10 protein-coding genes are annotated in these 13,070 nt (G+C 67.6%); 9 read left to right on the top strand and 1 reads right to left on the bottom strand.

What is annotated here, in order from left to right; genetic code table 11:
- Together M4J07_RS42160 and M4J07_RS42155 are read left to right on the top strand one after the other, a co-directional pair.
- Positions 1-1,134 (top strand): DUF4241 domain-containing protein (locus M4J07_RS42160; protein ID WP_255981491.1); only part of this gene is annotated, 1,134 nt, incomplete at its 5' end.
- Positions 1,135-1,198: 64 nt separating this feature from the next.
- Entirely contained in the window at positions 1,199-1,864 is a 666-nt protein-coding gene (locus M4J07_RS42155; protein ID WP_255981489.1) for a nitroreductase, read from the top strand.
- Positions 1,865-2,051: 187 nt separating this feature from the next.
- Here M4J07_RS42155 and M4J07_RS42150 read toward each other — a convergent pair whose 3' ends face one another.
- A complete protein-coding gene (locus tag M4J07_RS42150; protein ID WP_255981487.1) occupies positions 2,052-3,083 on the bottom strand; it encodes a LacI family DNA-binding transcriptional regulator in 1,032 nt (343 codons plus the stop codon).
- A 387-nt stretch (positions 3,084-3,470) separates the two neighbouring features.
- Here M4J07_RS42150 and M4J07_RS42145 point away from each other — a divergent pair, with 387 nt between their 5' ends.
- From M4J07_RS42145 to M4J07_RS42115, 7 genes are all read left to right on the top strand, one after another.
- Positions 3,471-4,727 (top strand): ABC transporter substrate-binding protein, encoded by a 1,257-nt coding sequence (locus M4J07_RS42145; protein WP_255981495.1) that lies wholly within the window; start codon positions 3,471-3,473, stop codon positions 4,725-4,727.
- 85 nt (positions 4,728-4,812) lie between these two features.
- Positions 4,813-5,832 (top strand): carbohydrate ABC transporter permease, encoded by a 1,020-nt coding sequence (locus M4J07_RS42140; RefSeq protein ID WP_255981485.1) that lies wholly within the window; start codon positions 4,813-4,815, stop codon positions 5,830-5,832.
- A 16-nt stretch (positions 5,833-5,848) separates the two neighbouring features.
- Positions 5,849-6,760, top strand: coding sequence for a carbohydrate ABC transporter permease (locus M4J07_RS42135; protein ID WP_255981483.1), 912 nt, complete (start codon positions 5,849-5,851; stop codon positions 6,758-6,760).
- Positions 6,761-6,815: 55 nt separating this feature from the next.
- A complete protein-coding gene (locus M4J07_RS42130) occupies positions 6,816-8,276 on the top strand; it encodes a GH1 family beta-glucosidase (RefSeq protein ID WP_374215184.1) in 1,461 nt (486 codons plus the stop codon).
- A 995-nt stretch (positions 8,277-9,271) separates the two neighbouring features.
- Complete coding sequence (locus M4J07_RS42125; RefSeq protein WP_255981481.1) at positions 9,272-10,096, top strand: hypothetical protein; 825 nt, start codon at positions 9,272-9,274, stop codon at positions 10,094-10,096.
- 1 nt (position 10,097) lies between these two features.
- Positions 10,098-11,360, top strand: a complete 1,263-nt coding sequence (locus M4J07_RS48355) for a sigma-70 family RNA polymerase sigma factor (protein ID WP_255981479.1) — start codon at positions 10,098-10,100, stop codon at positions 11,358-11,360.
- A 202-nt stretch (positions 11,361-11,562) separates the two neighbouring features.
- Complete coding sequence (locus tag M4J07_RS42115) at positions 11,563-12,984, top strand: serine hydrolase domain-containing protein (protein WP_255981476.1); 1,422 nt, start codon at positions 11,563-11,565, stop codon at positions 12,982-12,984.
- Positions 12,985-13,070 lie beyond the last annotated feature (86 nt).

The following is a 13,070-nucleotide window of genomic DNA, read 5'->3' as shown; positions in this document are numbered from 1 at the left end:
GGCCGACAAGCTCCGTTGGAGGTCCGACTCGTCTCCTGGCGGGACCACTTCGTAGGGGTGTGGGTCTATGACGACCAGGGGCGCCGTGTCTACGACCTGGACATGAGGCTGCTCGACGACCCGGAGCGACTACTGCGCCGGTGCACCATCGGCTGGAACTACCCGGGCCCGCAGACGGCTGAGTTCGACGACGCATGTCCGCGCGTCACCGTGGAGTTGTTCCCGGACGGGAAAGGCCGACGGGAGGAGGAGCCCACGGGCGTGGGCGGCGGACTGCACGTCACCGTGCCCCAAGTGGAAGACGGCGAACGGTGGATGGAGCGCCCTGCCTTCGGGCAATGGCCGCTCCTCTCGTCCCAGGTCCATGGACTTACGGAGCCGCTGGTCTTCGAGGTCGGAGAAGCGGCGGCAGCCGACGACGCCGGCAAGGTCGCACCCAGCACGTGCTGGCGACCGCCCCGCCCCGCGCAGCCCGGGCCCCTGGCTGAACTGTTCCAGGCAGGGACGTGTGTGACTGACGGCTACCACCCCGTGATGACGGTTGTGGAGCCGCGTCAGATCGGTTCCCTGCGCGTGCCCAGCGGCCTGCTGGCTGTCTCCGGTCCGGACATCGACGACGGAGACGGGCCGCACCTTACGATCCCCGTCCCGCCAGGCACCCACGTGCTGGAGGAAGCTCAGGCCCACCATGCCTACATCTGGGATGGGCAGGAGGTCACGCGTACGGACCCGTTGGCCGTCCGCGTGCGCGTCAGTGACATCCCTGCCGTGACCTGGGAGATGGCCCGCCGGCCCGCGGACGACCCCCGCCTGCTCCGGGAGGACGAGATCTTCGGCTTCGGCACCGACGGCGCCACGGGCTGCTTCGCCGACGCCGGGGCCTGGGAGCCGCTCCTCGCTCTGTTCGAGAAGGGCCTGATCGAGGGGGACCCGGACCTGGCGCCGGAGGTGTTCGAGGACATCGAGGACTCGATGTACTTGCTGCGCACCCGGGACCGGGCGTCCGGTGGCGAGTTGGTGGCCTTCGCGACGACGGGCGACGGCACGTACCCGGTCTGGGTCGGCCGGTCCGAGACAGGTGACGTGGTGGGGGTTGTGGTTCTGGTGGACGGGCGGGTGGAGTTGGTCCACTAGAAGGCGTCCTGGCCGCGACGGTGCGTCCTCGCTGCCTGCCATGGAAGGGGATGACGGAGAAGACGTGGACGTGTACGAAGCGGTGGACAGTCGTCGGGCTGTGCGGGCGTTCAGCGATGAGCCGGTGCCCAGGGAGGTCCTCGAACGAGTGCTGACCGCAGCGACACGGGCTCCGTCGAGCGGAAACCTCCAGCCGTGGCACGTGTATGTCGCGACCGGCGAGCCTTTGACCGAGCTGAAGAAGCGTGCGACGGCCAGAGCGCTGGCCGGAGATCCGGGTGACGAGCGGCAGTATCCGATGTACCCGTCCGGGCTGGCGTCACCGTATCTGGACCGCTTCTCCGATGCGGCCGCCCAGCGCTACAAGGCCCTCGGAATCGAGCGTGACGACCCCGACAGACCCATGAAGATCGCCGCCTTGAACGCTGAGGGGTTCGGGGCACCGGTCGTGCTGTTCTGCTACCTCGACCGGACGATGGGGCCGGGGCAGTGGGGGGACGCGGGGATGTACTTGCAGACGGTCATGCTGTTGCTGAGGGCGGAAGGACTGCACAGTTGTCCGCAGGTGATGTGGACGATGTACCGCGAGACCGTCAGCCAGATGGTCGGAGCAGATGACGATCTCGTACTGTTCTGCGGCGTCTCGGTCGGATTCGAGAAAGAGGGAGTGCCCAGGCTGCGGACCGGGCGGGCGGACCTGGCGGAAACGGTGAGCTTCGTCGGAATGTAATAGCCCCTGACCAGCAGGGGTGCCGCGCAACTCCCAGCAGTGGGAGATGCAAACCGTCTGACCTTCGGATCACCGGCGCAGCGATGCGCGTCGCGTCCCCGAGAGCAGTGCGGTGCAGGTGTCCAGGATCAGCCCCGGCAGCGCCGGCGCGACCCATGTCGCGCTCGATCCGAAACCTCTCTCCGCCTCAACTCCCGCAAGGGGAAGACGAATCCCGCACGATCAACTCCGTGGGGAGCACGAGCTTCTGGCGCTGCGATCCCGGGTCGGCGATCTCCTCCAGGAGGACTCGGGTGATCGTCGACCCGATCTCCTCCACCGGCTGGCGCACGCTGGTCAGCGACGGATGGGCGTAGCGGGCGATGTACGAGTCGTCGAATCCGACGACGGCCACGTCCTCCGGTATGCGTCGTCCCTGCCGCCTCAGTTCGAGCATGGCCCCGGCCGCCATGACGTCGGACGCGGCGAACACGGCGTCCAGCTTCGGAGAGCGTGCAAGAAGTGATCGCATGGCTGCCATTCCGCCCTCCTCGGTGAAGTCGGACGTGGCGACGGGACAGTTCTCGGGCGGCATGCCTGCTTCGTCCATGGCGTCCTTCCATCCCTGCAAACGGCTGCGGGACACGTCCATGTCGAGCGGGCCGGTGATGGTGGCGATCGCCGTCCGGCCGCTGTCGACGAGGTGCCGACCCGCCGACTTCGCTCCGCCCAGGTTGTCGGAGCACGCGTGGCTGAGAGATTCCTCGGCGCTGCGCCGACCTGCGAGTACCGTCGGCAGGCCCAGGTTCTCCAGGATGTCCGGCAGGGGATCGTGCTGATGGACGGAGACCAGCAGGACACCGTCCACCCGCCGCTCCGCCACGTGGGCGGTGAGCTGGTCGCGTTCCTCCCTGTCCCGCACCAGGACGAGTTGCAGTTGCGTACGGGTGTCCCGCAGCGCGGCGCTCACCCCGCGGATCACGGCGGAGAAGTAGGGCTCCGCGCCGAGTCGGCTCTCGGACTCGGGGATCACCAGGGCGATCGAGTTCGTGCGCCGGGTCACCAGGCCGCGGGCCACGGAGTTCGGGACGTAGTTGAGCTCGGCGATGGCCGCGAGCACGGCGGCCTTCGCCGCGTCGCTGACGAGGTCCGATCCGTTGACAACCCTTGAAACGGTGGTCCGTCCGACCCCGGCCCGAGCGGCCACGGTCTTGATGGTCGGCCGCTGCGGTGCCCCCATGTCGTTCTCCTCGTCCCCTGTCCACTGAACGCCGTTCGCGAGCACATTGTGCCAGATCATCGGCCCAACGGGCGGGTGCGAACGGTGAGTTGGAGCGGTGGTCGCGCGACATCCTCTGGCAACCGATTGGTTTCAAGTTGTTGACACGGCGCTCCCGGGCGGCCAGTCTTCGAGCGCCCGGCGGAACGTTCCCACTGCCATTTGGGCACGTTCCCATCCATGGATGGGCACGTTCCCACTCTTCTTTGGGCACGTTCCCAAACTTGTCGGGCCGATCGTCAGGACGACGGTCGGTCCGTCTCTCCGGTGCGTCTGCGCCGTCTGGGAGGACCGTTGAAGAACACCCGGAAATTGTTGAGCAAGCGAGGTTCTGCCCTCATATCGGTGGTGGCGGCCCTCGGCCTTCTGTCCGCCTGCGGTGGTGGTGGCGGCGGGACCGGCGGTGGAGTGAAGGACGGCAAGACCACCATCACCATGGGCCTCTTCGGTGTCATGGGCATCAAGGAGTCAGGAATCCTCGACGAGTACGAGAAGCAGCACCCGAACGTCGAGGTCAAGGTCGATGTGGCCGGTGACGAGCAGACCTACTACACGGCCCTCCAGACGCACTTGACCGCCAACAGCGGCCTGAAGGACATCCAGGGCATCGAGATCGGCCGTGCCAAGGAACTCATCGACACCCGCGCCGACCGGTTCGTCGACCTGGCGAAGGTGCCCGGCACCGACCACTACCTGCCGTGGAAGCAGAACCAGGTCACCGGTAAGGACGGCAAGGTCATCGGGCTCGGCACGGACACCGGTCCCATGGCCGTCTGTTACCGCAAGGACTACTTCAAGCAGGCGGGGCTGCCCACGGACCGCGACGAGGTCGGCAAGCTGTGGGCGGGTGACTGGAAGAAGTACGTCGAGGCGGGCGAGAAGTTCAAGGCCGGCTTCAAGGGCGGCAAGGTCGCCTTCATGGACAGTTCCAGCGGTCTGTTCAACGCGATGATCTACGGCGACTCCCAGCAGTTCTACGACAAGAGCGGGAAGCTGATCTACCAGGACAACCCCGCCGTCGCCGACGCCTGGGACCTGTCGGCCAAGGCCGGCGCCGCAGGTCTGAGCGCCAAGCTCCGGCAGTTCCAGCCCGGTTGGGACCCCGGCCTGGCCAACGGCACCTTCGCCACGGCGGTGTGCCCGGCGTGGATGCTCGCGCAGATCAGCGAGAAGGCCGGCCCGAAGAACAAGGGCAAGTGGGACGTCGCCAAGGCGCCGAAGGGCGCCAACTGGGGCGGTTCCTTCCTCGGCGTCATGGAGAAGAGCCCGGTCAAGGACGAGGCGACGAAGCTCATCGCCTGGCTCACCGCGCCGGAGCAGCAGGCCCGCATCTTCAAGGAGCTGGGCAACTTCCCCTCGTCGGAGAAGGCGCTGGCGTCACCCGAGGTGATGAACGCGAAGTCCGACTACTTCGACGGCGCCCCCATCGGCCAGATCTTCGCCGCGGCTGCCAAGGACATCCCGGACGAGCAGGTCCTGGGCCGCAAGGACGGAACGATCAAGGACATCTTCTCCCAGGGGCTGCGCCTGATCGAGACCCAGCACAAGAGCGCCGACGAGGCGTGGAAGACCACCGACGAGCGCATCCAGAAGGCCGTCGGCTGACCTCCTTCCCGGCTGCCACGCACCTGCGGGGTGCGTGGCAGCCGGGGCCCACCCCGCCAGTCCATCGCCCACGTAAGGACCTCTCGTGGCACCACAGACTTCGAGTGCCGCGGCCGTCGAGCCGCCCCTCAACGACAAGGACGGCAGCTCCCGACCCGCTTCCGGGCTCCGGAAGAGCCGGCCCCCGAGCTGGCGGAGCAAGCTGCTGCACCGCCTGGACGTGAAGGGGGCGCCCTACGCCTTCGTCGTCCCGTTCTTCGTGATCTTCGCCGCCTTCAGCTTCTATCCGCTGCTCTACACGGCATGGATCTCGCTCCACCACGTCGAGCTCGCGACCATGGACCTGATGGAGTGGATCGCGTTCGACAACTACGTCAACCTCGTCAAGGACGAGCGGTTCTGGAACGCGCTGACCAACACCATCACCATCGGTGTGCTCTCCACCGTCCCGCAGCTGCTCATGGCACTCGGTCTCGCGCATCTGCTGAACTACCGGCTGCGCGGATCGACGTTCTTCCGGGTCGCCGCACTGACGCCGTACGCGACCTCGGTGGGTGCCGCGGCGCTGGTGTTCACCATGCTCTTCGAGCGCGACTTCGGCATGATCAACTGGACGCTGAGCCTGGTGGGCATCGATCACGTCGACTGGGAGAGCAACAAGTGGGCGGCGCAGACGGCGATCTCCACGATCGTCATCTGGCGGTGGACCGGCTACAACGCCCTGCTCTACCTCGCCGCGATGCAGGCGATCCCGCGCGACCGCTACGAAGCGGCCGCGATCGACGGGGCCTCCCGCTGGCAGCAGTTCCTGAAGGTCACCGTGCCCGGGATCCGGCCCACGATCGTCTTCACGATCGTCCTGTCCACGATCGGCGCCACCCAGCTCTTCGGTGAGCCCCTCATCTTCGGCCAGGGGCCGAACGGCATCACCGGCGGCGCCGACAACCAGTACCAGACCCTCGGGCTGCTGCTGTACGAGGAGGGCTGGAAGAACTACCAGATGGGCCGTGCGGCGACGGTGGCCTGGGCCATGTTCCTGCTGCTCGTCCTCGTCTTCATCGTCCAGCGCCTGCTCAGCAGGTGGCGTTCGGCGCGCTCGTCCTGACCAGGAGTTGCTCCCCATGACCACAGACACTCTCCAGGCGCCGCCCGTGACAGAGCACGCCCCGAGCAGGCGGCGCGGGCTCCGGCTGCCCACGAAGATGAAGGCCGGGCGTCAGCACCACGCGGGCCCGGTCGCCTACGTCCTGCTCGGCATCGCCACGCTCGTCTCGCTCTTCCCGCTGTACTGGACGCTGGTGGCCGCGTCGTCCGACAACACGCGGATCACTCAGACCCCACCGCCCTTCCTGCCCGGACCGAACCTGCTCGACAACCTCGGCAAGGCCTGGCAGGACGCGGCGCTGGGCAAGGCGATGGCCAACAGCCTGATCGTGGCCGGGGCCATCGCCACCGCCACCGTCCTGTTCGCCACGCTCGCCGGTTTCGCCTTCGCCAAGCTGCGCTTCAAGGGGCGCAACATCCTGCTGATGCTGGTCATCGGGACGATGATGGTGCCGCCGCAGCTCTCGGTCGTGCCCCTGTTCATGATGATGACCGACCTCGGCTGGGGACAGAAGCTGCCCGCCGTCATCTTCCCGACACTGGTCAGCGCCGTGGGCGTGTTCTTCATGCGCCAGTACCTCAGTGACGCGCTGCCCGACGAGCTGGTCGAGGCGGGCCGCGTGGACGGCGCCCATTCGCTCCGGATCTTCTGGAGCATCGTCCTGCCGGTCGCCCGACCGGCCATGGCCGTTCTGTTCATGATCACGTTCGTGCACGCGTGGAACGACTTCTTCTGGCCGTTCATCGTGCTCGACATGACCAACCCGACGGTCCCCGTCGCCCTGACGCAGCTGAGCGCCGGATACGTCCGCGACCAGTCCCTGATCATGGCGGGCGCCCTGCTCGGCACCCTCCCGCTGCTCGCCATGTTCGTCGTCTTCGGACGCCAGATTGTCGGCGGCATCATGCAGGGCGCGGTCAAGGGCTGACCCTCCTCCGCCACATCTCGCATTGCCGACAGCACCGTTCACCGGAAGGAACTCCGTGGTAACCGCAGTCCGACACGTCGCGCCCCAGGCCGGGACTCCCGAGACGCTCGCCTTTCCCCCCTTGTTCCTGTGGGGCACGGCCACCGCCGCCTACCAGATCGAGGGCGCCGCTGCCGTGGACGGACGCACCCCGTCCATCTGGGACACCTACTGCCGGACCCCAGGCCGCGTACGCAACGGAGACACCGGCGACGTGGCCACCGACCACTATCACCGGTGGCGCGAGGACGTCGCGATGATGGCCGACCTCGGTGTCGGGGCGTACCGCTTCTCGCTCGCCTGGCCCCGCATCCAGCCGACCGGCCGCGGCCCCAGCGTGCAGAAGGGACTCGACTTCTACCGCAGGCTCACCGATGAGCTGCTGGAGAAGGACATCAAGCCGGTCGCCACCCTCTACCACTGGGATCTCCCGCAGGAGCTCGAGGACGCCGGCGGCTGGCCGGAGCGCGTGACCGCCGACCGTTTCGCGGAGTACGCGTCCCTGGCCGCCGACGCGCTCGGCGACCGCGTCCACACGTGGACCACGCTGAACGAGCCCTGGTGCAGCTCCTTCCTCGGCTACGGATCCGGGGTCCACGCCCCGGGCCGCACCGACCCCGTGGCCGCGCTGCGTGCCGCACACCATCTCAACCTCGGCCACGGCAAGGCGGTCCAGGCCCTGCGCGCTTCGCTGCCCGCCCGCGCGCAGATCTCGGTGACGCTCAATTTCCATCACGTGAGGCCTCTTTCGGCGCAGGCGCAGGATGTCGACGCGGCACGCAGGATCGACGCCCTCGCCAACCGCGTCTTCACCGGCCCCATGCTGAAGGGCGCCTATCCGGACGACCTCTTCCGGGACACCGCCAGGCTGACCGACTGGTCCTTCGTCCGCGACGGGGACGTGAAGGAGATCCACCAGCCGCTCGACTTCCTGGGCGTCAACTACTACTCGCCCACCCTCGTCTCGGGTGGCGCCAACGAGTCGAGCCACGGCTCGGACGGCCACGGCAACAGTGCGCACAGTCCGTGGCCGGGGGCGAAGGACGTCGCTTTCCACCTGACCCCGGGCCCCACCACGGCGATGGGCTGGTCCGTGGACCCCACGGGCCTGAACGAACTGCTGCTCCGGCTGGACGCGGACTTCCCCGACCTGCCACTCATGATCACGGAGAACGGCGCGGCGTTCGACGACTATGTCAACCCGCAGGGCGAGGTCAACGACCCCGACCGGATCGCGTACTTGGAAGGACATCTCGCCGCTGTCCACCGCGCGATCCAGGCCGGCGTCGACATTCGCGGCTACTTCCTGTGGTCCCTGCTCGACAACTTCGAATGGGGCTACGGGTACAGCAAGCGTTTCGGCGCCGTCTACGTCGACTACCCGACCGGCAAGCGCATCCCCAAGGCCAGCGCCCACTGGTACGGGAAGGTCGCGCGCAGCGGGGTGTTGCACACGTCGACAGGGTCGGCCGACTGACGTCAGAGCGGTCTGCGGCCGTCGGCGTGCTTCCGCCGGCGGCCGCGCTTGTCGGCAACGCCATGCGAAACGCCTGCTCGTTGGAGTGGCGGGTAGCACGCCGGGGTCTTCTGTGAACACGGTACGGAGCCGTATCGGGTGTCTGCGTAACCTAGAAACGCCCAAACGGGTTCAGCGATGAAGGCGGCGTGGCAGTCTATATAGCTGTGTGGACGGCTCAGCCGACTGCATGGCTACTGGCACGCCGGTAGCTGCCTATTGGAAGAGAAGGTCTGACCCTGCGCTCCGGCCAAGAGATCAGAGGGACAGACCCCGTCAGGCGGGGGCTTCGCGCTCCCGCCTGTTCCCATTTGGGGATTCCGTAGTGGGCCGTGCGGGCCATCTGGCAATCCCCGCCCGCGACTTGACCGGTATTCCGCGGCGCCGGGCGGAGCGGGGACTTCTGCCTCGCGCGCTGATTGTTCTGGCACTGTTCTCTGCTCGGTGAATGGATGCCTGCAGAATTTCGGGCGAGCGCCTGAAGTAACGATTCTTTCCGCTCGCCCGACCTCGCCTGACTGCTCGTACCTTTCAGGTGCAAGTGAGCCGCAACTCCGCGGCGCCGGACGGCAGTTGGAGTAGACCAATCGATCCGATGGTCAAGTGTGCGATTTGGCGACAGGCTTCGAACGTATGTAGGTTTCACTCTCGGCCTGCATATATGCATCCGGTGTTGCATCTGACTCCCGGGCTGCCCGTTCACCGACGCTTTCGTTCCTGTGGAACGCGCATGCCTGCCATCCGGATTGACTATATGTCAAAAGGATCACAACAGAGGAAACATCCGACCTGCGATTAAGCCTGAGATTCTCTGGACGCCAGGGTTCCTTTGCGGTAATTCTTGCCGTGCCGACCCCTGTGTTCTGGCCGGAGCGCGACGGGTCGCTTTCCAATAGGTAACCGGCCTGCAGCCCCTGAGGGGGCTGCAGGACCCGGCCGCACATGCGAGATGAGCAATGACGCGCCTGGAACACTTCGACCGCCCCGTCCTGCGTCCTCGAAAGATCACACGTGTCGGTGTCGACGCGCTGATCCACACCGTGAGCCAGGAGTTCACCCCCGACCAGATCAACCTCAGCACCGACTACCGCATCCCGCGCCAGTGGAGCCCCGGCACGCGGCGCAGCATCTACGTCAACGGTGCCCACGCTCTGGACGAGCTTCTCGACGACCCCCGGATCCGGCGGGAGCTGCCGGCCGCCGCAGCCGTCGAGCTCACCCAACTCACGCTCGACGCGGAGGCTCCGGGCCGGCACATCCACGTCGCGATGACCCGCCAGGGCGTGACCGCGCTCATCGAGGCGGACAACCGGGACTGGGTCACCGGCCGCTCCCAGGAGGTCAAGCACGCGGTGGAGGACGGGCACCACCCCGCATGGGCGGTGTGGCGTGTTTCCCGCCGTCGCGGCTACCTCGTCGCCGGCCTCGCGCTCGACCTCCTGGCCGTCACGCTCGCCTGGTTCATCGCCGGGTCCCAGATCCTGCACTCGGCGGCGGCGCTGACCATCGCCCTGATCGCGCTGCTGGCCATCCCCGCGGCCGCCGTCGCCGTCGGCGACCGTTTCGTGCACCGCTGCATCGTCAAGATCCGCAAGACGAGCCTGTCCTGGTTCTGGACCCCCTGGAGCATCAGCGAACGGATCGCCTTCTGCGCGCTGTTCGTCACCCTCGTCGTAGCCCTCATCAACCTCTTCATCGCCCTCGGCTCCGCCGACGACTCCAAAGGCCTGCCCGCCCCGACCCACGCGCCGAACATCACCGCCACCGAGCGGGGGATCTGATGTGACCACTCAAGCAGAACTCGCCGCCCCCGGGCCGGACTTCACCCAGGAGTCCGGCCCCCGGGCCGCCGCCACCATCGGCGAGAACGCCGTTGCCGACTTCGCCGACTTCTACCACCGCACCTACACCACCTACCTCGCCTACGCCTACCGCTACAGCACCAGCCGCGACGGCGCCCAGGACATCGTCCACGACACCTTCACCGACCTCTACGCGCGCTGGAACACCATCCGCCAGCCCACCTCGTACGGCGTGCGCGCCCTGCGGCACAAGCTCCAGGACCAGGCCCGCCACTCCGCCCGCACCATCCCCACGTCCACCTTCGAGGAGAACACGCTCGCCGAGACCGCGCCCGTCGACACCGTCGTGCTCAGAAGGACCCTCCTGGACGCGCTCAGAACCCTTCCTCCCACTCGCCGTCGCATCGTCGTCGCCTACTACATCCAGGACCTGACCACCGACGAGATCGCCACCTGCCTCAGCATCACTCCCAGCACCGTGCGCGCCCACCTCGTCCACGCTCGCCGTGACCTGCGCGATCTGCTCACAGACTCGCCCACGCCCCAGCCGGGGACTTACGACGAGCCGCTCCCACGCCCTCCGTCGGACACCGGCACCCCCACGCCTGCCGTCGGCCCCGCCTACGACCGGTACGTGGACACGGTCTACCGCTACATCGCACTGCTCACCGGCACCGGCACCGCCGCCGAGGATCTCACCAGCAAGACCTTCCGCTACGCCCTGGCCCACCACACCGCCACGGACGACGACCCCAAGACCTGGCTCATCGCCACCGCGCGCACCTTCGTCGCCGGCCGCCCGGCCGAGGTGCCGGGCCCCCGCGGCGACCGGCACGACGCCGTCACCGCTCTGCGCGACGCCGCGGCCCAGGAGCCCGTCGCCAAAGCCACCGTGAACATCGACACGCTCTTGAAGGCCTTCAACAGCCTCAACCCCGCGCAGTACGAGTGCATCGTCCTCCGCTTCTTCCAGGGCCTGAGCGTGGCCGAGAGCGCACACATCATGAACCGCAGTGAGAACGCCCTCAAGGTCCTCCAGCACCGGGCCCTGAAGGGCCTGGCACAGCACTTCGAGCCAGACGTCCGACCACACAGCGAGCCGCCGCAACCCGCCGACATCACTCTGGCCCTCAACGCAGTCGTCGCACCGCGCTGCTCCCACTACATCAAGCTCAACTCGGCCACCCATCAGCGGATGCGGGCGGCCATCAAGCGCCGCAGCGGTGAGGAGCTCATCCGGTAGTTCCGCCGAGCCGAGGGGTGATGTGGGAGACGGCCCATTTCGTCGAGGGCCCCCGTGACTGGCCGACTGGCAAGATGCCGTGGAGGGCGAACAAGGTCCTCCACCACATCGATCGCTGGTGTAGTTCCTCTCGCCGCGTCTGGCGTGGATGATGGCGAACTTGTCGTCGTACACGATTCGTTCGCCCGGTGAGGAAGTGGCCATGTCGTCTCTGCACCCACTGCTTCCACGGTCCGCGCCGTCGGCCACGGGATTGTCGCCGTGGGCGCTCAACGCGTTGCTGGACCGGCTGGAAGCGGTGTCCGGTGCGTGCCACTCGATCATGGTGGTGCACCGGGGCCAGGTCGTCGCCGAGGGCTGGTGGGCCCCGTACTCGGCCGACCGCCTGAACCTGCTCTACTCGCTGACGAAGTCGTTCACCTCGATTGCCGTGGGACTGGCGGTCGGTGACGGCCTGTTGTCCTTGGAGGACCGGGTGGTGGACGTGCTGCCCGAGCACGTCCCGGCCGACGTCAGCGAGCAGGGCCGTCGCATCACCGTCCACCACCTGCTGTCCATGACCGCAGGCCACCCCACCGACAGTCTCACCGAGGCATGGGAGCTGGAACCCCAGGACCTGGTGAAGGGCTTTCTGCGACTGCCGTTCACCGCGCCGGAGGGCACACGGCACGAGTACGACAACTCCACCACCTTCATCCTGGCCAGGATGGTCGAGAAGGTCACCGGACGCGCTCTGCCCGAGCTGATGGACGAGCGCGTCCTCAAGCCGATGGGCATCGACCACGCCGAATGGGACCGTGTGGCCAGCGGTGCCTCCTTCGGCTTCCAGGGCCTGCACCTGACCACCGAGGCGGTGGCCGCCTTCGGCCAGCTTCTGCTGCAGGGCGGCGAGTGGGGCGGCCGACAACTCGTCCCGCGTGACTGGGTGGAGCTGGCGACCAGCCGGCACATCGACTCCAGCTGGCATCAGGAGGGGCGGCCCAACGCCGACTTCTTCTGCGGATACGGCTACCAGTTCTGGATGTCGCGACACGGCTACCACGGGCACGGCGCCTACGGGCAGCAGTGCGTGGTGGTTCCGTCGCACGACCTGGTGATCGCCGTGACCGCAGAGGGGGAGTCGCAGGAGGTCCTCGATGCTCTGTGGGAGTGCCTCCTGCCGGGCCTGGACGCGGCGAGCGGTGACCTGGACGACGGATACGTAGCTGAGCGCCTTCAGGAACTGGCTCTGCCTCTGGTGGCGGGATCGGCACAACCGGGACGATCCGTGACCGCCAAGCTGGACGCGTCTGCCGAGGATTCGGCGTTGCCCGACGGGACGGCGGTGGTGGTCGATCCCGTCGACGGCGGATGGGTGGTGCGGTTCGAGTCGGTCTTCGACGTCGAGGTCGGCCACGGCCACTGGCGGGAGAGCGCCCCGCTCGGCCGACCGATCGTCTCGGCCGGCGCCTGGCAGGGCGAGCTGTTCGTCGCCGACCTGTACGTCATCACCACTCCGCACCATGTCCGGCTGACCATTGATGGTGAGACCTGCACGGCGACGTGGAGCTGCCCGCCTCTGACCGGCCCCGATCTGAGGCTGCATGTGCAAGCACCGCTGATGACACGGCCGGACGTCTCCTAGGCGAGTCGAGTCGAGCCGTGGCCGGCACCCTGCTCACGCAGGAGCGGACCGCCGGCCGACGCGAGAAGGGAGATGGGGGCCGTCCG

The sequence above is a fragment of the Streptomyces longispororuber genome, assembly GCF_024448165.1.
Taxonomy (GTDB): domain Bacteria; phylum Actinomycetota; class Actinomycetes; order Streptomycetales; family Streptomycetaceae; genus Streptomyces; species Streptomyces longispororuber_A.
This window is presented reverse-complemented; position numbering and strand designations above follow the sequence as displayed.

Coding starts and splice junctions, on each gene's coding strand:
- M4J07_RS42135 (WP_255981483.1), top strand. CDS start 5,849: ATGACCACAGACACTCTCCAGGCGCCGCCCGTGACAGAGCACGCCCCG.
- M4J07_RS42125 (WP_255981481.1), top strand. CDS start 9,272: ATGACGCGCCTGGAACACTTCGACCGCCCCGTCCTGCGTCCTCGAAAG.
- M4J07_RS42115 (WP_255981476.1), top strand. CDS start 11,563: ATGTCGTCTCTGCACCCACTGCTTCCACGGTCCGCGCCGTCGGCCACG.
- M4J07_RS42150 (WP_255981487.1), bottom strand. CDS start 3,083: ATGGGGGCACCGCAGCGGCCGACCATCAAGACCGTGGCCGCTCGGGCC.